The 25,328-nt window shown below is 37.8% G+C and carries 27 protein-coding genes; all 27 read left to right on the top strand.

Going from position 1 to position 25,328, the window contains the following annotated elements; translation table 11 throughout:
* The first annotated feature begins 2 nt into the window (after positions 1 to 2).
* The 27 genes from HX062_RS04525 to flxY all read left to right on the top strand — a co-directional run bounded on the left by HX062_RS04525 (position 3) and on the right by flxY (position 25,227).
* Positions 3 to 251, top strand: a complete 249-nt coding sequence (locus HX062_RS04525) for an acyl carrier protein (protein ID WP_182626034.1) — start codon at positions 3 to 5, stop codon at positions 249 to 251.
* An 8-nt stretch (positions 252 to 259) separates the two neighbouring features.
* On the top strand, positions 260 to 1,147 hold the full coding sequence (locus HX062_RS04520) for a lysophospholipid acyltransferase family protein (RefSeq protein WP_182626035.1): 888 nt from the start codon (positions 260 to 262) through the stop codon (positions 1,145 to 1,147).
* A gap of 8 nt (positions 1,148 to 1,155) precedes the next feature.
* Positions 1,156 to 2,064, top strand: a complete 909-nt coding sequence (locus HX062_RS04515) for a flavodoxin (RefSeq protein WP_286466561.1) — start codon at positions 1,156 to 1,158, stop codon at positions 2,062 to 2,064.
* Positions 2,065 to 2,068: 4 nt separating this feature from the next.
* Positions 2,069 to 3,202 (top strand): dialkylresorcinol biosynthesis protein DarB, encoded by a 1,134-nt coding sequence (darB, locus tag HX062_RS04510; RefSeq protein WP_286466560.1) that lies wholly within the window; start codon positions 2,069 to 2,071, stop codon positions 3,200 to 3,202.
* A 2-nt stretch (positions 3,203 to 3,204) separates the two neighbouring features.
* Positions 3,205 to 3,639, top strand: coding sequence for a hotdog family protein (locus tag HX062_RS04505; RefSeq protein ID WP_182626038.1), 435 nt, complete (start codon positions 3,205 to 3,207; stop codon positions 3,637 to 3,639).
* A 6-nt stretch (positions 3,640 to 3,645) separates the two neighbouring features.
* Complete coding sequence (locus HX062_RS04500) at positions 3,646 to 4,101, top strand: hotdog family protein (protein ID WP_182626039.1); 456 nt, start codon at positions 3,646 to 3,648, stop codon at positions 4,099 to 4,101.
* Between the two features lie 3 nt (positions 4,102 to 4,104).
* A complete protein-coding gene (DarG, locus tag HX062_RS04495) occupies positions 4,105 to 4,509 on the top strand; it encodes a flexirubin biosynthesis protein DarG (RefSeq protein WP_286466559.1) in 405 nt (134 codons plus the stop codon).
* Between the two features lies 1 nt (position 4,510).
* Entirely contained in the window at positions 4,511 to 5,506 is a 996-nt protein-coding gene (darH, locus tag HX062_RS04490; RefSeq protein WP_182626041.1) for a BtrH-related acyltransferase DarH, read from the top strand.
* Positions 5,506 to 6,258, top strand: coding sequence for an ABC transporter ATP-binding protein (locus HX062_RS04485; RefSeq protein WP_182626042.1), 753 nt, complete (start codon positions 5,506 to 5,508; stop codon positions 6,256 to 6,258). Before darH ends, HX062_RS04485 begins: the two co-directional genes overlap by 1 nt.
* Positions 6,251 to 7,528: an ABC transporter permease gene (locus tag HX062_RS04480; RefSeq protein ID WP_286466558.1), complete on the top strand. Its 1,278-nt coding sequence runs from the start codon at positions 6,251 to 6,253 to the stop codon at positions 7,526 to 7,528. Before HX062_RS04485 ends, HX062_RS04480 begins: the two co-directional genes overlap by 8 nt.
* Complete coding sequence (locus HX062_RS04475; RefSeq protein WP_182626044.1) at positions 7,503 to 7,955, top strand: acyl-CoA thioesterase; 453 nt, start codon at positions 7,503 to 7,505, stop codon at positions 7,953 to 7,955. Before HX062_RS04480 ends, HX062_RS04475 begins: the two co-directional genes overlap by 26 nt.
* Positions 7,952 to 9,073, top strand: a complete 1,122-nt coding sequence (locus HX062_RS04470; RefSeq protein ID WP_286466557.1) for a beta-ketoacyl-[acyl-carrier-protein] synthase family protein — start codon at positions 7,952 to 7,954, stop codon at positions 9,071 to 9,073. The genes HX062_RS04475 and HX062_RS04470 overlap by 4 nt, the downstream gene beginning before the upstream one ends.
* Before the next feature lie 7 nt (positions 9,074 to 9,080).
* A complete protein-coding gene (locus tag HX062_RS04465) occupies positions 9,081 to 9,701 on the top strand; it encodes a 3-oxoacyl-ACP synthase (protein WP_286466556.1) in 621 nt (206 codons plus the stop codon).
* A gap of 5 nt (positions 9,702 to 9,706) precedes the next feature.
* On the top strand, positions 9,707 to 9,964 hold the full coding sequence (locus HX062_RS04460) for a phosphopantetheine-binding protein (protein ID WP_182626047.1): 258 nt from the start codon (positions 9,707 to 9,709) through the stop codon (positions 9,962 to 9,964).
* Positions 9,965 to 9,966: 2 nt separating this feature from the next.
* The gene (locus HX062_RS04455; RefSeq protein WP_286466555.1) at positions 9,967 to 11,163 is read left to right on the top strand and encodes a beta-ketoacyl-[acyl-carrier-protein] synthase family protein; all 1,197 of its coding nucleotides are present in this window, start codon (positions 9,967 to 9,969) and stop codon (positions 11,161 to 11,163) included.
* Positions 11,164 to 11,166: 3 nt separating this feature from the next.
* Entirely contained in the window at positions 11,167 to 12,162 is a 996-nt protein-coding gene (locus HX062_RS04450) for a beta-ketoacyl synthase N-terminal-like domain-containing protein (protein ID WP_286466554.1), read from the top strand.
* A complete protein-coding gene (locus tag HX062_RS04445) occupies positions 12,147 to 12,914 on the top strand; it encodes a polysaccharide deacetylase family protein (RefSeq protein ID WP_286466552.1) in 768 nt (255 codons plus the stop codon). The genes HX062_RS04450 and HX062_RS04445 overlap by 16 nt, the downstream gene beginning before the upstream one ends.
* On the top strand, positions 12,911 to 13,540 hold the full coding sequence (gene lolA2 / locus HX062_RS04440) for a flexirubin biosynthesis/transport protein LolA2 (protein WP_182626051.1): 630 nt from the start codon (positions 12,911 to 12,913) through the stop codon (positions 13,538 to 13,540). Before HX062_RS04445 ends, lolA2 begins: the two co-directional genes overlap by 4 nt.
* On the top strand, positions 13,518 to 14,147 hold the full coding sequence (gene lolB2 / locus HX062_RS04435) for a flexirubin biosynthesis protein LolB2 (RefSeq protein ID WP_286466551.1): 630 nt from the start codon (positions 13,518 to 13,520) through the stop codon (positions 14,145 to 14,147). The genes lolA2 and lolB2 overlap by 23 nt, the downstream gene beginning before the upstream one ends.
* Before the next feature lie 114 nt (positions 14,148 to 14,261).
* A complete protein-coding gene (locus HX062_RS04430) occupies positions 14,262 to 14,864 on the top strand; it encodes an outer membrane beta-barrel protein (protein ID WP_286466550.1) in 603 nt (200 codons plus the stop codon).
* A gap of 160 nt (positions 14,865 to 15,024) precedes the next feature.
* Positions 15,025 to 15,390, top strand: a complete 366-nt coding sequence (locus HX062_RS04425; RefSeq protein ID WP_182626054.1) for an ApeI family dehydratase — start codon at positions 15,025 to 15,027, stop codon at positions 15,388 to 15,390.
* 7 nt (positions 15,391 to 15,397) lie between these two features.
* Entirely contained in the window at positions 15,398 to 15,880 is a 483-nt protein-coding gene (locus HX062_RS04420; RefSeq protein ID WP_182626055.1) for a hypothetical protein, read from the top strand.
* 11 nt (positions 15,881 to 15,891) lie between these two features.
* On the top strand, positions 15,892 to 17,082 hold the full coding sequence (locus HX062_RS04415; RefSeq protein ID WP_286466549.1) for a DUF2062 domain-containing protein: 1,191 nt from the start codon (positions 15,892 to 15,894) through the stop codon (positions 17,080 to 17,082).
* Positions 17,083 to 17,084: 2 nt separating this feature from the next.
* Entirely contained in the window at positions 17,085 to 20,762 is a 3,678-nt protein-coding gene (locus tag HX062_RS04410) for a 1-acyl-sn-glycerol-3-phosphate acyltransferase (protein ID WP_286466547.1), read from the top strand.
* Positions 20,752 to 22,290, top strand: coding sequence for a phytoene desaturase family protein (locus HX062_RS04405; protein WP_286466546.1), 1,539 nt, complete (start codon positions 20,752 to 20,754; stop codon positions 22,288 to 22,290). The genes HX062_RS04410 and HX062_RS04405 overlap by 11 nt, the downstream gene beginning before the upstream one ends.
* The gene (locus HX062_RS04400; RefSeq protein ID WP_286466545.1) at positions 22,271 to 23,938 is read left to right on the top strand and encodes a C45 family autoproteolytic acyltransferase/hydrolase; all 1,668 of its coding nucleotides are present in this window, start codon (positions 22,271 to 22,273) and stop codon (positions 23,936 to 23,938) included. Before HX062_RS04405 ends, HX062_RS04400 begins: the two co-directional genes overlap by 20 nt.
* Positions 23,929 to 25,227, top strand: coding sequence for a flexirubin biosynthesis putative acyl-CoA ligase FlxY (gene flxY / locus HX062_RS04395; RefSeq protein WP_286466544.1), 1,299 nt, complete (start codon positions 23,929 to 23,931; stop codon positions 25,225 to 25,227). The genes HX062_RS04400 and flxY overlap by 10 nt, the downstream gene beginning before the upstream one ends.
* Positions 25,228 to 25,328 lie beyond the last annotated feature (101 nt).

Below are 25,328 nucleotides of genomic sequence, written 5' to 3'. Positions count from 1 at the left end.
AGATGGATAGTAAAGAGATTTTTGAGAAAATTAATCAAATTTTAATTGAAGAATTTGAAGTAGATCAAGATGTCATTGAAGCAGAAAATAATTTAAGAGAAAGCTTAAATTTGGACAGCTTAGATTATGTTGATCTCGTGGTATTAATTGAATCAAATTTTGGTGTTAAATTAGTAGAAGCTGATTTTACAGCTATTGTTACTTTTCAAGATTTTTACGATTTAATTGAACGCAAGATTAAGCAAAAGTAAGATGACCGATGGCGCAATGGCAAGGAAAATCTAAAGGTAATTTACTCGGGTATAAAATTTTCGTTTTATGTATAAAAAAGCTCGGTATCAGAACGGCTTATAGCGTTCTGATATTTGTAGCTTTTTATTATTTTATCACAGCGTGGAAATCCAATAAAGTTCTTTACTATTACTTTCACCACAGACATCAATTTAGCGTGGCAAAATCGCTAGTCATGATGTATGCCAACTATTTTAGATTTGGTCAAGTGCTCATCGATAAAACGGCTATTTCAATTGGTTTGAGAAATCGCTTTACGTATGATTTTGACGGAATCGACATTCTAAAAGAATTACTAGCAGAGAAAAAAGGAGCTATATTAATTAGTGCGCATGTTGGCAATTTTGAAGTAGCGGAGTACTTCTTTGCAGACATTGATTTTGACTGCCAAATTAATTTAGTAACAACAGATCGTGAACACAGTTTTATCAAAGCGTATTTCGATCAAATATCCATTAAAACAAAGCTGAATTTTATTGTTGTGAAAGAGGATATGTCTCATATTTTTGAAATTAATACCTGTCTGTCCAACAATGAAATTATTTGTTTTACAGGGGATCGTTTTTTTCCTGCTAATAAAACCCTACAACAAGAATTCTTAGGGGAGGCAGCGCTATTTCCTGCTGGTCCCTTCAGTATAGCTTCACGTATGAAAGTACCTGTTGCCTATGTATATGTAATGAAAGAGTGTAATTTACACTATCATTTGTACACAAGACGGGCTGAAGTAAAACATCGCGATGCCCAACACCTGCTCCATTCGTATTGTACTAGTGTAGAGCAAATCGTAAAAAAATACCCCTTACAATGGTTTAATTATTATGATTTTTGGGAAAAACCCATCTCTACTAAATAATAAAGAAGATGAAGCGTGTATTAGTCATTTACTATAGTCAGTCAGGACAATTAAAGCGGGTATTAGATCAATTGGTAGATTCGTTAACCAAAGACGAAGCAATTGAAATAACCTGGTATGAAATAGAAATGGAACAGCCCTATGCTTTTCCTTGGAAGAAAGAGGATTTCTTTGATGTCTTTCCTGAATCATTCCGACAAATAGAACAACCTATACTACCGCCTTCTCAGGCGATTTTAGACAAGAAATACGATTTAGTTATACTCGGCTATCAAGTGTGGTATTTAACGCCTTCTATCCCCATAAATTCCTTTGTAAAAAGTAGCTATGCAAAAAAGCTATTAGCCCAAACCCCTATTATAACGGTTAGTGGTAGCAGGAATATGTGGATTATGGCACAAGAAAAAATAAAAAAACAGATTCAAAGCATTAATGGTATACTAGTTGGTAATATTGCCCTTGTGGATAGAACAATTAACTTAGTTAGCGTGATTACCATAGTGGATTGGATGTTTTCTGGAAAACAGCGAAAGGTATTTGGTCTATTGCCAAAGCCAGGGATTTCAACAGCAGAGATTTTGGCTAGTAAGAGATTTGGAGATACAATAATAAAATATTTATATAGTACTAATTATCAGGGATTACAAAAAGAGCTCATTCAGCAAAATGCCGTAGAGGTACGCCATTTTTTGGTTTCAATGGATCGAAAAGCCAATCGACTTTTTGGCATATGGTCTACATTGATTTTGAAAAGTAGCCCCAAGCGAAGACCTTTTTTGTTGAAGTGTTTCAATGTCTATTTGTTTATAGCCATTTGGTTTATTTCGCCAATTGTACATTTGATCCACCTCCTTTTGTACCCGTTTAAATACAAGAAAATTCAACGAGATAAAGTGTATTTTCAAGGAATAAAGTAAAGGTATGGGAAGAGTTTTTATAACAAGAGCCGCAAAATGTTTACCGAATATGCCAATTTCTAATGATGAAATGGAAGAAGTATTAGGTAAGATTGACCAACAAGCCTCTAAAGCACGTCGAATTGTGTTGAGAAACAACGGAATTCAGACCCGCTATTATGCAATGACCAAGCAAGGAAAAGTAACGCATACTAATGCACAGCTAACTTTTGAAGCTATTCAAGGTTTGTGTGATTCTCAATTTACCTTAGCTCAAATTGACGTACTCTCTTGTGGAACATCCACACCAGATAGTTTATTGCCATCACATGCCGCTATGGTGCACGGACTAATGCAGACAAAATCTCTGGAATTAAATTCCTCTTCTGGCGTGTGTTGTTCGGGAATGAATGCGCTAAAATTTGGATTTTTATCTATCAAAGCGGGTACGGCTGCTAATGCAGTTTGCACGGGATCTGAACGGGTATCGACCTGGATGAAATCAGAGAAGTTTGAAGGTGAAGTAGCTAATTTAAAAGCGCTGGAACAAACCCCTATTATCGCTTTTAAAAAGGATTTTCTGCGTTGGATGCTATCGGATGGATGTGGTGCTTTTTTATTAGAAAGCCAACCAAGAGGCGAAAGATCAGTCGAAATTTTATGGATGGATTACTACTCGTATGCCTTTGAACTAGAGGCGTGTATGTATGCTGGCGGAGATAAATTAGCCGATGGTAGTATTAAACCGTGGAGCGACTATGATGCAGCGGAATGGTTGACGCAATCGGTATTCTCTTTGAAACAAGATGTGAAAATATTAAATGAACATATTTTAGAAAAAGGGGTTGAAAGCATGAAAGCTGCCTTGGAGAAAAATAAAATCACAGTAGAGGAAATCGATTATTTTTTACCTCACGTCTCCTCCCATTACTTTGTGGAGGGATTGTATACCAAATTTGCCGAAGCAGGAATGGAAATTCCCAAAGACAAATGGTTTATGAATCTCAAACACGTCGGTAATGTAGGGTCTGCTTCAATCTATTTGATGTTTGAAGAGTTGATGAATTCCGGTCAATTAAAATCAGGCGATCGCATTCTATTATCTGTTCCAGAAAGCGGACGATTTTCATATGCATATGCTTATTTAAAAGTAATTTAGTCATGGAGAAAAGAGAATTAATTGCAAGAGAATTGGTTGGAACATTAATTCCACAACGTCCACCCCTAGTTATGGTGGATGCGCTTTATCAATTTGGAGCTGATTTTATTGAAGCAGGCTTGTCAATCGTTGGCCATAATATTTGCGTATCCAATGATCGATTACAAGAATCAGGAATTATTGAACATATGGCACAGGCTGTAGCTTTGCATACTGGTTATGCTTATTATTTGAAAGATATAGCTGCGCCAACTGGTTATATTGGATCCATAAAAAAAATTGACATTGCTCAACTGCCGAAAGTTGGCGATCAACTGATTACTAGAGCACAAATTTTACATGAATTTATGGGCGTAACTCTAGTAGAGTTGACCACAATGTGTAAGGATATCACAATAGCAACAGGACAGATGAAAACAGTCCTTGCAAAATCTTAATATCTTATGGTGAATACGAAAGTAATCGAAATACAAAATTATTTACCGCACCGCGATCCAATGCTGATGGTGGATATTATTACAACTATTACGGCGGATAGTGTTGCTACGCGATTTGATATAAAAGAAGACAATATTTTTGTAACAGATAAGTTACTTTGTGAAGTTGGGCTGATGGAAAATGCTGCCCAAACGTGTTCCGCTATTGTTGGACAAACCTTTTTTTTTGACGAAAATCATCAAGAACGTCAAAACGTACAAGTATTGGGATTTATTAGTACCATGAAAAAGGTGGAAATACTTGATTTACCTCGGGTAGATGAAGTGCTCTTAACAGAGGGAAAGTTAATTTCTCGACTCGATGGAGATGATTTTTCGATCTGTTTAATTGAGGTTACCACGCATACAGAAGACAAACTTGTGTTAAAAGCTGAAGTTAACCTATTCTTACAAAAACAATAAGCAATGAAAGAATCTGAAGTGCCACAAGATAAAAGCAGTTTACAGGAAAACGACATTCGTGAACTGTGCTATGCAGTTAATGAAAAAGGCGAGTATGTTACTGCACTTAGTTCAGGTTGGGAAACTAAAACCATTGTTCAAGAAGCGACTTTAGAGGGCATTAACACCCGAGTGCAAGAAGCAAAAGAACAAGTAGCGGGTGGAGTAGTTAGTCCAATCGTCTATTTTATGGAAGTGAACCGCATGGATTTACCTACATTAAGTGCTTATGTATCCCTTTGGAGATGGCGTGTAAAACGACATTTTAAACCTGAAATATTTAAAAAATTAAGTACATCTGTACTACAAAAATATGCAAATGCCTTTGACATTTCCGTAGAAGAGTTGAAGTCATTTAGCGGCAAATAAGATGAAGATAGATTTTGTACACAAACAGGCTGCGCATTGCGAAAATGGGGTAGCATCAAATTTATTGAGCAATCAAGGGATCCAAATTAGCGAACCGATGGCTTTTGGACTTGGTTCTGGTTTGTTTTTTGTTTACTTGCCTTTTGTCAAAGTAAATCACGCTCCAGCAATTAGCTATAGGCCTATGCCTGGGTTAATTTTTAACCGTTTAGCCAAGCGCTTAGGATTAAAAGTAAAACGCATCAAGTTTACCGATAAACAGAAAGCACAACAGGAATTAGAAGTTAAAATTGCACAGGGAATTCCGTGTGGACTTCAAGTGGGGGTGTATCATCTACCCTATTTTCCAGCAGAGTATCGCTTTCATTTTAATGCCCACAATTTGGTTGTTTACGGCAAAACGGGAAGTAATTTTTTGGTTAGTGATCCCGTGATGGCTACACCGACAGAATTAACTCCTAGTGAATTGGAAAAAGTGCGATTTGCCCAAGGAGCATTTGCGCCTAAAGGGCAAATCTATTATCCTGTTTCCATCCCTCAACAGATTGATTGGGAAAAGGCGATTGTCAAAGCGATAAAAAAAACGTGCAATGATATGCTGGCTCCTGTTCCTATAGTAGGCGTGCGTGGGATGCGGATGGTGGCCAAAGCCATTGTCAAATGGCCAAAGAAACACGGTGTGCCCAAAGCCAATCACTTTTTGGCACAAATGGTGCGCATGCAGGAAGAAATTGGAACAGGAGGCGGTGGATTTCGCTTTATTTACGCCGCTTTTTTACAAGAGGCATCCAAAAAGTTAAATAAACCCTTTTTAAACGAGTTTGCAATTGAAATGACAGCAATCGGTGATGCGTGGAGAGATTTTGCCGTAAATGCAGCTCGAGTGTATAAAAAACGCAAAAATGGAGAGGATGTATACCTCAGCTTGTCCGAAGAACTGAATGCTTTGGCTGATCGGGAAGAACAATTCTTTAAAAAGCTTAAAAAAGCCCTCTAATGAAAACGGCTATTATCGACATACAAAAGCTATACAAACAATATGAAGGAGCAAACTTCTTTTCTATTGAAGATGTCTCTTTGCAAATTAACAAAGGAGATTTTATTGGCGTATTAGGACCAAATGGCGCTGGTAAAACAACGTTGTTATCCATGCTTTACGGATTGGTTAAACCAACATCAGGCCTTTTGAGCATTGAGGGGAAAACCTACCAACACAATGAAAGAGCAATTAAGCGTATCATCGGGGTTGTCCCTCAAGAATACGCCCTCTACCCTACACTTTCGGCTTATGAAAACCTCGAATTCTTAGGTAGTATGTACGGATTAAAGGGAAGAGAACTCAAACAAAAAATACAATACTACCTCAACTATTTAGGCCTAGAGGCGTTTACTCATAAAAAATTGGATACCTTTTCTGGCGGAATGAAACGACGCGTAAATCTCATCGCAGGTATTTTACACGACCCTAGCATTCTCTTCCTTGATGAACCAACGGTAGGAGTTGATTTACAATCTAGACTGTTGATTGTCTCTTTTCTCAAAGAACTCAACGCCAAAGGAACAACGATTATTTACACCTCACATCACTTGCATGAAGTACAGCAATTGTGTACCTCTATCGCGATTATTAATCAAGGAAAAATATTTGCTCTGGGCAGTAGTGAAGATCTGATCAACCAAACGAAAACAACAAACTTAGAAGAGGCTTTTTTGCAACTAACGGGTATAAATTTGAAGGACAATGTATAAATTACTGATGACCATCCGCAAAGAGGTAAAACTGCTGTCAAGGGATTTAGGCGGTTTGGCTATTTTATTTATTATGCCTGTGTTTCTCGTTATCGTGGTTACTCTGATTCAAAATAATACCTATGAAAATATAACCAATCATCGCGTAAAATTATTGGTGATTGATCAAGATCAGGATCAAGTTTCTCAGGCAATTTTTGAGGAGGTAAAAGCCTTGGGAAGCTTTGAATTACTTACTTCTTTAGGTGGAGAACCTTTAACAGAAGAACGCGCTGCACATGCTGTTCTCAAAGGAGACTATCAATTGGCTATTGTAATTCCCAAACAGTTGACCCAAGAGATTCAGCATTATATTGACACCAATGTAGAAGAAGTACTTCAGTTAAACGAAGCTGGTAGTCATTCAGAAGAAAAACTGAGCTTTACACCAAAAGAAGTAGTGTTATATTTCGATCCAGCCCTGCAAATTGCTTACAAAGAGGGAATCAAGGCAGCTATTGATCGCATTGTCACTCAAACGGAGAATAAATTTATCTATAGCGCTTTTGCTGCACAGCTGGATTTGGAACCTAATAGTACACTCCTAAATCAACAAGCGCTTTTTACTTTTAAAGAAATATCGCCCCTTGATTTACACAATGAAGTAAAACCAAACGCTGTACAACACAACGTCCCAGCTTGGTCATTGTTTGCTATTTTCTTTATTATTGTGCCTTTTGCCATGAATTTAGTCAAAGAAAAAAATCAGGGTACTAAAGTGAGACTCTATACAGTTCCCACGCATATGGGAATTATTTGGGCGGGAAAAATCATAACGTATCTCGTGATTTGCTTGTTGCAGTTTTACCTGATTTTAGGTGTGGGGAAATTCGTTTTTCCTTCCTTAGGATTGCTGCCGTTTACCATTGGAAATCAGTTGTTTAATTTGAGCGTATTGACCTTGTGTATTGGTTTATCTGCAATATCTTTGGGTGTTGTTTTTGGTACAGTGGCACAAACACAAGAACAATCCTCTCCTTTTGGAGCAACTTTTGTCGTAATACTCGCAGCTGTAAGTGGGGTTTGGGTACCAACCTTTGCCATGCCAGTTTTCATGCAATATGTTGCTCAATTGTCACCAATGAATTGGGGATTGGAAGGGTATTATGCCCTTTTGCTTCGACAAGGCAGTTTATGGGAAATTAGAACTGAGATTATTTTGCTACTTTTGTTTGCATTAGTAATGATCTCAATAGCGTTGTTTTATGATAAGAAAAAAAGATCTTTATAGAGAAGTTTCCGAACTCACTGTTGAAGTTGAAACCCGAGTTCGATTCAACGAAACAGATGCGCTAGGAATCGTCTGGCATGGCAACTATTTAGTGTATTTTGAAGATGCTAGAGAGGCCTTTGGACGAACCTATGGTATCTCTTACTTAGACATGCTAGAAGCAGGATATGTTACGCCTATTGTAGCCTCCGCTTGCGCTCATAAGTTAACCTTGAAATACGGAGATGTTATTCGTATTCGAGCAACCTATATCGCAAGTCCCGCTGCTAAAATTATATTTAGATATAAAATAGTAAATGAACAAGATCAAGTGGTTTGTACTGGAGAAACAACACAAGTTTTCCTCGATAAAGCCAATAATCTTTCGTTAGCTATACCCCCTTTCTATGAAGAGTGGAAAGCAAAATTAGGATTGACAAAAGAATGAGAAAGGTTTACATCAACAAAGCAGAGTGTTTCAGTTCAATTGGATTTGGTCAACAGTACAATTGGAAAGCCATACAAGCACAAAAGTCAGGCATAAAAAAAATAGATCAACTTGGATTTATTTCAGCTTGTTATGGTGGCCAAATCGACGATGCATGGATCGATGAACAACTTCAGCATAGTATTGAAGGGGATTCGAGCTTTACACGTTTTGAACGCCTGCTTATAAGCACACTTCATCCCCTTGTTGATCAAGGAAAAATTACGGCAAAAACAGCCTTGGTTGTTTCTACAACGAAGGGAAATATAGCAGCTTTAGCAACCGGTAATTTAGAAGAGGCCGATATGAATCGATCTGTGCAACGCATTGCGGATTTTTTTGGTTTTACCACACCTGCTGTTGTGGTATGCAATGCCTGTGTTTCGGGTATTTTAGCTGTTTCTGTTGCCAAGCGATTGATTCAAATGGAACAGTTTGATGAGGCTTATGTCGTAGCTGGAGATGAATTAACTGCTTTTGTTGTTTCAGGTTTCAACAGTTTTCAAGCGATGAGCAAGGAACCTTGTACTCCTTTTGATCTCAATCGAAAAGGAGTCAGTTTAGGGGAAGCTGCTGCAGCGGTTTACCTCAGCACTAAATCCGTTGAGGGAACCTCCTTTGAGGTGGTAGGCGAAGCGTCTATCGCAGATGCTAATCATATTTCAGGTCCATCACGTACGGGTGAAGGTCTATTTTTAAGTATACAAGAAGCTTTACAAGAAGCTCAACTCACAACAGCACAAATCGACTGTATTTGTGCACATGGTACAGCTACGGCCTACAATGACGAAATGGAAGCAATCGCCTTCGATCGATTGGGATTGGCTCAAACGCCCATCCACAGTCAAAAAGGTTATTTCGGACATACTCTTGGAGCTGCCGGACTACTAGAACTCGTGATGCTTATGCAAAGCATGAGACATAATGAATTAATTGTATCCAAAGGATTTACGAAACTAGGTGTATCAAGAGAACTTAATATTACAACAGCAACGGAGGTCAAATCCCTGCAGATTGGGTTGAAAACCGCTTCGGGCTTTGGAGGATCAAACACAGCATTAATACTAAGTAAAAAGTAAGTACAAGATGAGGAAACAAACTTTTTATATTGCGGATTATTGCACAATCAAGGCGGGGGAAGTACGTGTAAATGACAGTAGTGTTTTCACGGCTAATGCGGAAGAAACAAAGGATTTAGCTTTGTTTTTAAAGCGCATCTACAAAGAAAAACAATTGGAGTATCCCAAGTTTTTTAAAATGGATATGCTGAGTAAATTGGCTTTTATTGGTGCAGAATTGCTACTAACACCTGCAACTTCAGCTCAACCTATACGCGATACTGCTCTTTTTTTGAGCAATTCAACCTCGAGTTTAGATACGGATCTGAAACATAGCGCATCTATAGCAGAGGCGGAAGCCTGCTACCCAAGTCCAGCTGTATTTGTGTATACCTTAGCGAACATTTGCTTAGCAGAAATAAGCATCAGACACCGTTTACAAGGGGAAAATGCCTTTTTTGTTTCACCAGCATATGACGCAGCACTGATGCTCAACTACACGAACTATGCGTTGATGTCGAATCGCGCATCAAAAGTAATATGCGGTTGGGTAGATTATTTAGAAGGAGAATATCAATTGGTCTTGTATTCCGTTGAAAATCGGGGTCAAGTACCACATACAATAGAAAGTATTAAGCATTTATTTTAATTGAAATGGAAAATTTAAAAACAGAATTAAAAACAAAAATTATTGACGTTTTAAATCTTGAGGATATCGAAATCAACGATATTCAAGATACAGATCCCCTATTTGGCGATGGATTGGGACTAGATTCGATTGATGCATTAGAATTGATCGTATTGATGGACAAAGATTACGGAATCAAATTAAGTGATCCAAAAGAAGGACGAGCTATTTTTCAGTCGATTGAAACAATGGCAACCTATATTTCAGCTAATAGAACCAAATAAATATGCAAGATCGTATAGTTGTTACCGGAATGGGGATTATTTCTGCCATTGGTCAAACCGTTGAAGAAAATTACCATGCGTTATGCACGCATCAAGTTGGTGTGGGCACATTAACGCTTTTCGATTCTATTCACAAAGACAAGATCAAGGTTGGAGAAGTGAAGTGTACGACTGCTGCACTGATCAAACAACTAAACCTACCGCAAGACAATAACTATACGAGAACAGCTTTATTAGGGGCTTATGCTGCAAAACAAGCGGTAGAGCATGCCAATATACAAGATATTAATGCTGTTCGCACAGGATTAATATCTTCTACCTCAGTAGGTGGAATGGATTTTATCGAAAAGTATTATCATTCTTTCCTAACTGATCCTAGCGTTCGAAAATACGTCTGCAGTCAAGAAGCAGGAGACTCAACGGAGAAAATAGCGGATTACTTAGGTTTACAAGGCTATGTATCAACGATTAGTACGGCATGTTCCTCTGCAGCTAACGCCCTGATGATGGGGTGTCGTATGATTAAAGCTGGAAAACTAGACCGCGTAATTGTTGGAGGAACCGATGCTTTAGCTAAGTTTACGATTAATGGTTTTAATAGTCTGATGATTTTATCAGATACAGATAATACGCCATTTGATCAAAATAGAAAAGGATTAAACTTAGGAGAAGCCGCAGCTTTTCTCGTTTTGGAACGAGAAGATATAGCGCTTGCGCGCAATCAAGCAATTTTAGGTATTGTTGCAGGCTATGGCAACGCTAATGATGCATATCATCAAACTGCTTCCTCAGAGGACGGTGAAGGGGCGTTTTTAGCCATGCAAAAAGCGCTGAAGATGGCAAAGCTCAACAAGCAAGACATTGATTACATCAATGCCCACGGAACAGCTACTCCCAATAACGATTTGTCTGAAGGACGAGCTATTCAGCGTATTTTTGGTTCATCCGCTCCTGTATTTAGTTCTACTAAACCTTTCACAGGCCACACCTTGGCCGCTGCTGGTGCAATAGAAGCCGTATACAGTATTTTAGCGTTACAACACAATGTAGTTTTTGCAAATTTGAACCATACAACTCCAATGGAAGAATTAACGCTTGTTCCACAAAAAGAAACTTTACATACACCCATCCAGGCGGTTATGTCTAACTCTTTTGGATTTGGAGGCAATTGTTCAACGATTATTTTTACTAAAGCGTAAAAGATGAAAAAGGTCTATATCAACGGGGTATCTTCTATATCCATTCAGGAACAAGCGCGTAATTTTACTGTAGAATCACTTAAAACGATCCATCAGGGAGTGAATGAAGCCCATCAACCTTCGTACAAAGAATTAATACCTCCTGCTATGGTGAGAAGAATGGCTAAAGGAGTAAAAATGGGTATTTACACCGCTCATTTAGCCTTAGAAGAAGCGCATATACAAATGCCACAAGCCATTATTACAGGCACAGGGTTGGGGTGTTTAGTTGATTCAGAAAAATTCTTAGAGCTGCTATTAGACAATAACGAAAGTTACCTTACGCCTACTTCTTTTATTCAATCTACACACAATACTGTTGGTGGACAAATTGCCCTGCATTTCGGGTGTAAAGGCTACAATTTTACCTATGTACATCAACATAGTTCTTTTGAATCCGCCTTACTTGATGGCCTATTGCAGATCAAAGCAGAAGAAATAGAAAATGCCTTAATTGGCGGTATTGATGAGGTGGGTAAAACGACGATCAACAATCAACAACTAGCCCAATTAGTCAATACAGAGGATATTGTATTTGAAAAGGGAATTAACACAGGTGAAGGGGCAACATGCGTTGTACTCGATCAACACCACACGGCAACAAGTTATGCCGAGTTAGTTGATATTCACATCAGTAATACCACCAATCCGAGGAGTATAGCGTCCTTTTTAAAAGAAAATAACTTGACCGAAGAGGCCATTGATCTGGTGTATGTAGGCAGTTGTGACCTACCCGTGGATCAAGATTATTTTAAAGCGATATATCACAGCTTTAAGCAAGCGGAAATGCTCACCTATAAAGAATATGTCGGTCACCATCATACAGCTTCGTCTTTTGGGCTATTACTAGCTGCGGAACGTATGAAAAGAGATGCAAACGTACAGTATATCCTCCTTTACAATCAATTTCAAGGAAAAGATCATAGTTTTATTTTGTTAAAGCAATGTGGAGAAAAATAAGCAATGGAATAAGTGCACTTTATACCATAATCGTGCTTTATTTTGTCCTATATACAGGACTATCCCTTGCATGGCTCATTCCGGGAGTTTTGTTTTTTATTGGTGTCTATAGCTGGGGTGTTTTTGATATTCGGTTAGGGTTTTTTATCCCCACTATTGTTAAAAGCCCGAATCCCAAACCCAAAACTATTGCCCTTACTTTTGATGATGGACCTACCCCCTATACCCTTCAAGTATTGGATTTGTTAGGACGTTATCAGGCTAAAGCCACTTTTTTTTGTATTGGCAAACAAATAGAGCAATATCCAGACATTGCCAAAAGAATCCTTGCCGAAGGACATACCCTGGGCAATCACAGCTATTCCCATCCCAAATCAATGGGTTTTCTCTCCACGGCAGAAGTCAAAACGGAAATAGAAAAATGCACAGCTGTGATGCAGCAAATTCTTCAGTTTCAAACCCCTTTTTATCGTCCGCCTTTTGGCATTACCAATCCACATATCGCCAAAGCGATTCGCCAAACCCAGCACCGTGTGATCGGATGGAATAATCGATCCTTGGATACTGTGATTGAAGATGAAAATACCATCTTTAACCGCGTATACAAGCGAATAGACGAACAATCTCTTGTGCTCCTTCACGATACAAGTAAGCGATCTGTAAAGGCGTTAGAAATACTTTTAAAACAACTACAACAAGAGAAGTATAAAATGGTTAATTTAGTAGAGTTCTTAAATGAAGAAAAACAATGAAAAAAATAATCTTTACCGCTTTAGTATTCGGTTCAACACTCGTTGGGTTCTGCCAAGAAAAAGCCATGTCAACGGATGAAAAGAATACCTTTAAAAAAGAAGTTGTCAGTACTACTAAAGATATACAAACCCTTTCAACCGATTTTACACAGTATAAAAACATGAGTTTTATGTCTAAAGAAATCGAATCAAAAGGACATATGCAGTTGAGTATTCCCAATAAATTACTTTGGAAATACACTAGCCCTTTCGCTTATAGTATTTCGTTTTCGGACAATAAAATCACCATTAATGATCAGGGAAAAAAGAATAAAATTGACATAGGAAACAATAAAAAATTTGCCAAAATCAATGCGCTTATTGTTGGAAGTATCAGTGGCAATATGTTTGATGAAAAGGAGTTTGCCATTACTTATTTTAAAAATAATAACCGACGTATTGCAAAATTAGTTCCGCTGAATAAGGAAATTGCACAATACATCAGTGAAATTGTCTTGTATTTTGATCAAGGACAAAATACCGTTTCAGAAGTTAAACTGATTGAACCTTCGGCAGATTATACACGTATTGTATTTAGCAACAAAAAAGTAAACATTAAATTAGATGAAAAGGCATATACTAATTAGCATATGTTCCGTATTGTTGTTTTCGTGCAAGAGCTATCACGGTCCTGTTTCAAGTAAAGAAAACTATGTACAAGGTACTTTTACCGTAGTCAATCCATATTTTGCTACGATTGGTGAAGAACATATTTTTCGCGCTCATATTCAAATTTCCAAAAGAGAAGTCAGCGGACTATTAGTGGTAAAGCGCATGGACGAACTAGTACACCGCGTAGTTTTAACTTCTGATTTTGGCAATACGCTCTTTGATTTTTCCATCTATAAAGACCAACCTTATGCAATTAACTACGTTATGCCTGATTTGAATAAAAAGATTATTCTCAACTTTTTAGCTAAAGATTTTAGTTATTTAGTGGAAGATAATTATACCCTACAAGCCAAAGCCACACAACCTGATACAACGGTGTACAAGGGACTATACAAAAAACAAAAAACCTTTGTTGTAGTCAATCAACAAGAGGAAGTAACGGAAGTCATTGCGGCAAGTGCAAGCAAACCAAAAATTATTTTTACCTATGCAAAAGGAGGAGAAACGCTAGAGATAACACATCAAAATTTTCCTTTAGTCATTCGATTAAATCCTTTAGAGCCTAGTTTAACAGAAGACTAATGTTGCAATTCGCTACTCCTGTATAGAAACAAAACATATTCAGCGTAGACGTGTCCCACTTGGGTTAACCTATTCTTACAATCATCCATCAAAATAACCAATACCTTATAAATTATGATTAAAAAATTACTATTCATTACCTGTATCACCTTGGGAATTGCCAATGGTACATATGCACAAAAGAAATTTACACCCGGAGTTCGCGGAGGGTTGAGTTTATCTACCATTACGAATGCAGAAGCGGATTACAAAGCTGATTTCTATGTTGGGCTACAATTTCCAATTAAATTAGTTAGTTTTTACACCTTACAACCTGAATTAAACTATACCCGCCAAGGTGCTAAAAATGCCAATTTGCAATACGTCAAAAGAGGCAATGGGTACAATGAACCTTATCAATCCGTATCCGAAGATATTAATCTATCCTATATTGATATCAACGTGATCAACAAATTTAGCTTTAAAGATTTCAACGTACACGTTGGACCGGGTTTTGCGATTATGACTGAAGGAAAAAGTAAAACAGAGTTTTATGGCGATTTGACTTTGAACTTAGGTGTAGGGTATCAAGTAACAGATCACTTGGGTATCGAAGCAAGATGGAGACAAGGAGTTGTGCGCGTTGTGGATAAAGACTATTGGTTCTACTCTGATTATTGGTATAATGATGATAGTTTTAACTCCAGTTTTCAAATCGGCCTGACCTATACTTTCTAAGTGTACAAATTTTTAAAAGCTCTCTTTCTATACAAAAAGAGGGCTTTTTTGTTTCTAAATTATAATGTTAAAGCCATTGGCATCATTACAGACGGTTTTTCCATAACTATATGTAATTTTTAATTAGTTTTGTGAAATTAAAAACGCAATCGGATATTTTATGTTGATAAAGGATTTTTATCGTGTAGTTTCAATTCAAAGTGTGGAAACGGATTTTCAAGCAACCATAGAGCTAAATAAGGATCATGTTGTTTTTGATGGACATTTTCCCGACAATCCTGTGATGCCTGGTGTTTGTATGATACAAATCATCAAAGAATTAGTTGAAACAACAACAAACAAGACGCTTTTGATGCAACAAGTATCTAATGTGAAATTTATGACGTTGATCAATCCACAAGTGGATCAAACCCTTCTGGTAAATTTTGCAATAGAGGAGAAAGAAGAGTTGATAAAGGTCAAAAGTAGTATTAGTTTTCAAGATAGCATTGCGTTGAAAATGAGTAGTGTATATACCCAAAAATAGGAAAAAGATGAAGGCAGCGTTGGTTTGTATATTCAGTTTTATTAGCTTTTTTCAAGTGTCGACAACAGATTTGAGCAAAAGCTTTCAACAAGCGAGCTTGTCTGCTGAGCAAGCACAAGCTTTTTATGAAAAAGTTTTGACAATCAAAACGACGGACGAATCTGCCTCCTTATACAAAGGGGCGGCCTTGGTTACCTTGGCTAAATTCGAAAAGAAAATTAAAGTAAAAAAAGAGCTCGTTAAGGAAGGTGCTTTACTCATTGAAGCGGCAATCGAAAGAGAACCTACCAATGTAGAATTTAGACTCGTTCGCTTAATTATCCAAGAAAACACCCCTAAAATTGTCGGCTATTACAAAAATATTGACAGCGATAAAAAGCTGATTATTAAACAGTACGACCAACAATCGACAGCAGTAAAAAAATGGATTAAAACCTATGCTGAACAATCAAAAGCTTTCACTGCAGAAGAACGGAATAAATTGCTTTAATAGGCGTGATAATGACAACAGCAAACGTTGATACTTATAGTTCGAAACTAAAGGAATGGGGTATTTGTATACTGATTCCTACCTACAATAACCAGAACACCTTAAAACGTGTTTTGGATGGCGTGTTGGATTTTTCAAAGGATGTTATTGTTGTAAATGACGGTTCTACAGATCAAACGCCTATTATCTTGCAAGCGTACAAGGATCTAATCACTATCGTTGACCTTCCTGTAAACCGAGGGAAAGGAAATGCGCTGAGAAAAGGGTTTGAAGTAGCTAAAAAAGCAGGATTCTCCTACGTCATTTCCATTGATTCTGATGGGCAACACTACCCCTCAGATATTCCTGTATTTATCGATGCCTTAGAACAAGCAAAAAATAAAGAATTGCTGTTGATTGGTTCTAGAAATATGAATCAAGAGGGCATTCCTAAAAAAAGTAGTTTTGGCAATGCGTTTTCCAACTTTTGGTTTTGGTTTGAAACAGGAATATCCCTTTCAGATACACAATCAGGTTATCGTTTGTATCCACTAAACAAGCTTTCAAAAAGATTTTATACGCGAAAGTTCGAATTTGAAATAGAAGTTATCGTCCGAGCCGCTTGGAATGAGGTTGAGGTGAAAAATGTTCCCATACAAGTATTATACGATAACCAGGAACGCGTTTCCCATTTTCGCCCTTTTAGAGATTTTACCCGTATCAGTATACTAAATACTGTATTGGTCTGTATCTTATTGCTATATATCATTCCAAGAAACTTTCTGCGCAGTTTTAAAAAAAAAAGTTTTAAAGCGTTTATAGCGCAAGATATTCTTGGTAGTCAAGATACGGCCTCTGTTAAGGCATTGTCCATCGGATTGGGAACCTTCATTGGGCTTTCCCCACTCTGGGGCTTGCATTCTTTTCTCGCTATCTTTTTAGCGATTACCTTCCGATTAAACAAAGTATTGGCCTTTGCTTTTTCAAACGTCAGTATACCACCTATGATTCCACTCATCGTCTATACATCCCTTCAATTAGGCTACTATATGGTTCCCAATGGAAGTCAGCATATTTTAATCAGTGAATTTAGCTTTGTAGCTATTTCTGAGCATGTATGGCAATATATTTTAGGTAGCTTTGCACTGGCTGTTATGGCTAGCTTTTGTTTGGGATCAATTAGTTTCTTTTTACTGTCAATCATTCAAAAACAGAAAAATTAAAAATGGCAAAGTGGTTTTATAAAATATACCAATGGGGAGAGAAAAATAAAATACTATTTTTCGGCTGTATTGTGTTGTTTATTGGCTTTATGTCTTTTGGGGCTTGGAATATTAAGTTTGAAGAAGATATTACCCGCATTTTGCCTAAAAGTGAAAAATCCAATGCAACAGCCAAAGTATTAGAACAGTTGCGCTTTTCGGATAAGATTACCCTGATCATCGAAAAACAAAAGGAGGGAACAACGGATGATATGGTCGAATTCGCCTCTAATTTGCTCGACACTTTAGCGACTAAAGAAGGTTATATTAAGCATATTCAAGGTAAAATAGAAGACGAAAACATAAATGAAACCATCGCGTTTGTTTATCAAAATCTGCCCTTGTTCTTGGATGAAGCAGATTACGACCTACTCGACCAAAAAATACAGCTTGATAGTATAGCTCAAACAGTGGAGGCAAATTATAAAACCTTAGTATCTCCAACGAGCTTAGTGGCCAAACAATTCATTCAAAAAGATCCCTTTGGCATCGGCTTTATCGCGCTAAAGAAATTGCAAAAACTCAATATTGGCGACGGTTTTCAATTGATAGATGGCTTTTTATTCAACCGAGAAGAAGATAAATTGTTGTTGTTTATCGATCCTGTTTACAGTGGAAGTGATACCGCACATAATACCGATTTTATCCGCTTTCTAAACGGGGTAAAAGAGGAGTTTAACCACAAGCAAGAACACGTATCCTTAGATTATTTTGGCACCTCTTTTGTAGCTGTTGCCAATGCAACCCAAATCAAAAGCGATATTCAGCAAACAGTAGCTGTTTCGGTCACCATTCTGATGATTTTGCTCATCGCTTTTTACCGAAGAATTACCATTCCCATTATTCTCTTTATTCCCACGTTTATCAGTGCGTTAATGGCTTTGTTTTTTCTTTATTTTATGACTGATTCCATCTCAGCAATCTCATTGAGCATTGGTGCGATATTAATTGGAATAACTATTGATTATGCCCTGCATATCATGACACATTATAAACATTGTAATGATATCAAACAGCTCTATCAAGAAATTACAAACCCAATTATCATGAGTGCTTCCACAACAGCTATTGCGTTTTTATGCCTGGTCTTTGTGCACTCAGAAGCATTGAGAGATTTGGGTATTTTTGCCTCTATAACCGTATTAGGAGCAGGAATACTATCCCTTTTACTAGTACCTCATCTCTATACTCCTTCAGCGAAGGATAAACTCAATCAGTCGAATACGCTGCTAGATAAAATCTCACACTTTCCTTTTGATCAAAGTAAAGTACTTTTAGGCGTGTGTGGTTTAGTTGTTATGATCAGTCTTTTTACGTTCAAAAATGTCAAGTTTAATAGCGATTTATCCTCGTTAAATTACTTTCCTGAAGAACTAAAAAAAGCAGAGCAAAAATTAGAATCTACAGTTGATAGTGGGTCGAAATCACTTTATTTAACTTGTTTTGGAGAGGATATTGAACAAGTAGTAGAACAAAATGTAGCCCTAGCCAAGCAATTAGAACTTGCGAAAGAGAGTGGAACTATTCTACATTTTAGTTCTTTGGGTGATTTTGTATTGTCCACTCAACAGCAACGCAATAAAATTGCCCAATGGGAGAATTTCTGGGCAAAAAAGAATGTCAACGCTTTTATCACAAAACTCAAATATGAAGGGGCAAAATACGGGTTTAACCAAACAGCTTATCAGCCCTTTTTTACCTTGTTGAATACGGCCTTTGAACCTATTAGTATAAAAGAATATTCAGCCTTAAATCCAGAGATTATTGACGAGTTCTTAATCGAAAAAAAGGGACACTATACGCTGAGTACAGTGGTCAAATTACCCGAAGAAAACAGGCAGGCTTTTCTAAAGCAGTTTCCTTCTTCCAATCATTTTATCGTGATTGACAGAAAAGAAATGAACGAAACCTTTTTAGGTAATATTGTCCATGATTTTAACGACTTAGTCAACTATTCTTTTTTAGCTGTATTTGCTATTTTATGGCTGTTCTTTAGGAGAATTGAAATGGTCCTTGTCTCAATGGTTCCCATTGTGGTTACTGGGTTAATCACAGCAGGTTTAATGGGGTTATTTCACATTGAGTTCAATATATTTAGTACGATTGTATGTACCATTATTTTTGGACAAGGCGTAGATTTTACCATTTTTATGACCAATGCCCTACAAAGAGAATACACCACAGGAAAAGATAGTATGCCAACGTATAGGGCGTCTATTATTTTAGCAGTACTGACTACTTTATTAGCTGTGGGTACGTTGATATTTGCCAAACATCCCGCATTGAAATCCATCTCGTTGGTTTCTATCATTGGAATGAGTGTGGCGGCAATTACTGCTTTTGTGATTTATCCACGACTGTTCAAAATTTGTTTCATACGCAGGCAACAAAAAGGAAATTCACCCATTACGTTGCGCTTGTTGTTGCACAGTATGCTGTCTTTCTTGTACTTTGGTGTTTTTGGCTTTTTGTATTCGCTTCTATCTAAGTTATTTCTTACTATTGCCCCTGGAAAACAGCAAACTAAATTGCGTTTGTTTAGCAAGGGAATGCGTTGGTATATGACTTCTGTGCTCTATTTGAATGCATTTGTGCGCAAGAAAGTGCGCAATCCACACGGAGAAACTTTTGAAAAACCTGCCATTATCATTGCCAATCACACCTCTTTTTTGGATTCTCTTGTCATGGGAATGGTGTACCCCAATATTGTGTATCTAGTCAATGATTGGGTATATAAATCGCCAATCTTTGGCAAAGCCATACAATCGGCTGGTTTTTATCGCGTTTCCGAAGGGGTTGACAACAGTATTGAACACCTTCAGCAAAGAGTAGAAATGGGGTTTTCCTTAATGATCTTTCCCGAGGGCACTCGTTCGTATTCCAACCAAGTACAACGCTTTCACAAAGGCGCTTTTTACTTGGCAGAAACCCTGCAATTAGATGTGGTTCCCGTTTATATTCACGGCAATTCTGAAACCATTCCAAAAGGAGATTACATCATCTATGACGGTCATATCATAGCGACAATAGGTAAGCGAATTGCTCATCAAGATGCGTCTTTCGGCAAAACCTATGCGCAGCGTACAAAAGCAATTAGCAAGCATTTTAAAACCGAATTCGCCCATATTAGATCCGAGTTAGAAAGCGTAGATTATTTTAAGAAAAAGCTGTTCTGGGCTTATTTATACAAATTTCCAGCTGTGGTTAAGGCGGTTAAGGCGGACTATACACAGTACCGTACTTTTTATTATGAACTGAATAAACAGGTGAATGATGATGCTGTGATTCATCATATGGCTGATGATTATGGACAATTGAATATGCTGTTGACCTTGCAACAAAGCAAGCGAAAAATTTACTGCTATATCCCAGATCAAGAACAACGTGCCATTGCCAATACGCTATATATCGTAAAGAAAAGGAAAATTAACTACCTCGATACATTGGAAGTACAGGAAAATTGCGATACGCTTTTAGTGAGTAGTGCAAATACCTGCCTTACTCCTGCCTTCTACTCCCATTATCGAACGATCGTCCTGCTCAAAAAATCAGGAGTTCAGTTGAAGGAATTCGAGGGATTTGAAAAAATTAGCGAAGACGACTTTACTGTTGTCTGGAATATTAGACAGGATGGAGAATAAATATGATGTAGTCATTATTGGAAGTGGAATCGGAGGACTAGCTTCTGCTGTTATTCTTGCTAAAGAAGGCAAGAAAGTATGCGTTTTGGAAAAAAATAACCAATACGGAGGCAATTTGCAGACTTTCTCTAGACAGAAATCTATTTTTGATACCGGTGTACACTATATTGGAGGTTTGGAAGAAGGACAAAACCTATACAAGTATTTTTCGTACTTGGGCATTATGGATAAGCTGCAGTTGAAGCGAATGGATCTCAATGGCTATGATATGATTTCTTTTGGAGATGAGGGAATTCGCTATCCGCATGGTCAAGGATACGAAAACTTTGTACAGCAATTATTGGTCTATTTCCCTGAAGAAGAAAAGGCTTTGCGTCAATACATTGACAAAATTAAAGACATTTGCGACAGCTTTCCCATGTATAATTTAGCCTTGGGAAAAGGGTATAATGACCAAATTGTCTCCTACCGATTGTGCGATTTCTTAGATGAAATCACAACTAATCAACGCTTAAAAGCCGTCTTAATAGGCTCTAATTTTCTCTATGTGGCCAACAAAGAAAAAACGCCTCTCTATGTTCATGCCCTAACGGTAAATTCTTATATTCAAAGTGCTTGGCGTTGCATCAATGGAGGCAGTCAAATCAGTAAATCACTCCTAGCTGAAATAAAAAAATACGGCGGTGAAGTCTATAAAAATACAGAAGTAACGAGCTTAAATTTTGATGGGGATAGAATTACGAGCTGTCAAACCAAAACGGGTAAACGCTTTGTAGGCGAACAATTCATTTCCAATATCAATTTAAAACAAACGATTCGAATGGTGGGACCCAACCATTTTTCCAAACCATTTGTAAAACGAATCATGAGTTTGGAAGAGGTAACCTCTGTTTTTTCCCTGTATATTGTCTTTAAAAAGGACTGTTTTCCCTATCAAAACAACAATATTTATCACTATAATAGCCCAGCAGATATATGGGATACAAACGGAAAGTGTAATTCGAGTTGGCCCAACCTACTGGTAACCTCCATGAACGTCAATAAAACCGAACAAACTTATGCAGAAAGCATGACGGCAATGACCTATATGGACTTTTCAGAAGTAGAGCCTTGGGAACATACCCACAACGTATCTACTATCAAATCCCTAGAACAGCGAAACGAAGCCTATGAGCAATTCAAAGCTGAAAAAGCGGAGTTACTCCTCCAAAGGCTCGAAGAAGTGTATCCCGGGATTCGTGAGTCCATTCAAGGAATGTATACTTCTACTCCCTTGACGTATCGCGACTTTATCGGTTCGGAAAAAGGAAATATGTACGGTTTCATCAAAGATGCCAATAGCCCGATGAAAACGTTTATCTCCCCACGTTCCAAAATCGGCAATTTGTTTTTTAGTGGACAAAACGTACGTATGCACGGAATTATGGGAGTGACTATTGGAGCTTTTGTAACCTGTATGGAAATGATTGACAAAGAAGGTTTAATGCAGAAACTAAATCAATACTGTAATGACACAACACAAGCATAAGATACTACCATTACTGCTACTCGCCTTCTTGCTAGCCAGTTGTGGTATTAAGAAAGGACTCCGAGAGCTGCCGTCTCTTGAACAATACGATACGCTTGTCCCTCAATTGTCTTATAACACGGATACCCTAAAAATTACGGATCAGGCTTACCTCTATCAAAACAAACAAAAACTATGGGAGCTTTATGTCACTGGAGATCCCTACCAAATTGGATTGAAAACCGGGGCCTTAACCCAGCAATTATATCAAAAACAAGAAACCGTCTTTTTTGCTAAAGTAGAAGAGTTTGTTCCATCGAGATTTAAACAAAATATGTTGGTCAAAATGCTGAAATTTTATAACCGACACCTCTACCGCTATATTCCAGCAGAGTTTAAAACTGAAATTTATGGACTGTCCCAGTATGCAACAGATCAATTTGCGTATTTAGGTGATGCCTATCATCGAAATTTGTACTTACACGGGGCACACGATATCGGACATGCCTTTCAGGATTTAGCATTAGTAGGTTGCTCTTCTCTAGCCGTTTGGGGAGAACATACGGAGGATGGGGGCTTGCTCATCGGACGCAATTTCGATTTCTACGCAGGAGATGAATTTGCAGAAAATAAAATTATAGCTTTTGTCAAACCCGACCAAGGTCATGCATTTATGTCGGTCACTTGGGGGGGCATGACTGGTGTAGTATCAGGGATGAACCTAGCAGGATTAACGGTAACACTTAATGCAGGTAAATCTGCAGTTCCCCTCAAGGCTAAAACACCTATTTCCATTGTTGCCCGTGAAATCTTGCAATATGCCTCAACTATTGAGGAAGCAATCGCCATGGCCCAGCAAAAAGAAGTTTTTGTCTCAGAGTCTATTTTAGTAGGAAGCGCCCACGATAAAAAGGCTGTTATTATTGAAATAGGGCCTAAAAATTTTGGGGTCTATGACATGCCTAATGTGTCTGCAGTTATATGTTCCAATCACTTCCAAAGCGATGCTTTTGCCAAGGATAAGCGAAACCTCAAACAAATAGAAGAAAGCCATTCCCAATACCGCTGGGATAAAATAAAGGAAATCGTGGAAGAGGAACACCAATTATCACCGCTAAAAATGGCGCAACTATTGCGCAATACACAAGGATTAAACAACAAAGAAATAGGTTATGGCAATGAAAAAGCGTTAAACCAACTCCTCGCCCATCACGGCATTATCTTTCAACCAGAGAAACGCTTGGTGTGGGTATCTTCAAATCCCTATCAATTAGGTGCTTTTGTAGCCTATGATCTCAATGCCATTTTTTCCAATACCTTTGAAGAAGCCAAATCCTATGCTATCGATAGCTTAACGCTCCCTGAAGACCCTTTTATTCATACAAAAGCTTTTGCAGATTATGAAGCATTTCGAATACAAAACCGCTGGATAGAACATCAAATTAAAAATAAAGAGAAAATCGATACCGCAAGACTTCAGGCGTATCAACAATTGAACCCGGAGTATTGGCTGGTGTATTACCGTACAGGTCTGTATTATTACAACCAAAAACAATATCAATTGGCAAAGGAAGCTTTTGAATTGGCATTGACCAAAGAAGTGACCACCCTAAATGCCGAACGAGAAATAATGAAATACCTCAAAAAAATAAATAGAAAATGGAACTAAATTCGTCAGTAATGGACCGATCAGTTGAGGAAATAAAACATTTTCAAGAACAAAAACTCAGGGAAGTGTTGCACTATGTCACCCAACATTCCCCCTATTACAAGCAACTGTATCAAGCACAACAAGTCGATATTTCAGCTATACAAACCCTGGAAGACCTGCCCTTGTTGCCCTTGGTTACTAAAGATGATTTGCAGCGAAACAACGATGATTTCTTTTGTGTCGACAAAGGACAAATTATCGACTATGCGACCACATCAGGTACATTAGGAGATCCAGTAACCTTCGGATTGACGGATAGTGATTTGGACCGTCTAGCTTTTAACGAAGCGACGTCATTTACTATTGCTGGTATTCAAAAAGGAGATATCGTACAGCTAATGACCACTATAGATCGTCGATTTATGGCGGGATTAGCCTATTTTTTAGGGTTGCGTAAGTTAGGTGCTGGAGTTATTCGTGTTGGCGCTGGAATTCCCCAATTACAATGGGATTCGATCTTAAAATACAAACCCAAATACCTCATTGGCGTACCTTCTTTCTTGCTAAAACTGATCGATTATGCCGAAAAAGCCGGAATTGATTACAAAAATAGTAGTGTTCAAGGGGTGATTTGCATTGGAGAGGCTTTGCGTACTGCGGATTTACAACCGAGTATTTTAGCCAACCGAATTTTGGATAAATGGCCTTTAGCCTTATTCTCAACCTATGCCTCAACAGAAATGGGAGCCGCTTTTACAGAATGTGAGTACCATCAAGGGGGACATGTAATTCCCGAATTGATCCTTACTGAAGTTGTCGATCAAGAGAATAAACCTGTTTCCCCAGGTGAGCTAGGGGAACTCGTTATTACAACGCTAGGTGTTCAAGGTATACCTTTGGTGCGCTTTAAAACAGGTGACATGGTGAGAAAACATGATGATCCTTGTCCATGTGGTCGAAATACCTACCGAATAGGTCCCGTTGAAGGACGCAAAAAACACATGATAAAATACAAGGGAACTACTTTTTATCCCCCAGCAATTCACGATATCCTAAATGCATTTACTTCCATTCAAATGCATTTGGTAGAGGTTCAAACTAACGATATTGGAACCGATGAAATTGTCATTCGTTTAGTGAGCGACGATACTTCTCAAGAGTATATGAAGCAAATTAAAGATGCCTTTCGCGCTAAATTAAGAGTAACACCCCAGATCGTATTTGAAGAGATCGCCATTTTACAGCCTATTGTATTTAATGCTCTAAGCAGAAAACCTATTGCATTTATTGATAAACGAGTGCAGTAAAACCGAAAATAGTAGAATTTTACTTTATAAATGATTTTAAAGGTATTACAACTTTATAAAAACGATAGTTGTACTATCTTTGTAAAAATATAATGAATCAA

Origin of the sequence: Myroides sp. DF42-4-2 (genome assembly GCF_030326445.1) — a bacterium.
GTDB lineage: Bacteria > Bacteroidota > Bacteroidia > Flavobacteriales > Flavobacteriaceae > Flavobacterium.
Note: the sequence above shows the minus strand (reverse complement) of the source record. Positions and strands in the feature narration are given on the sequence as shown.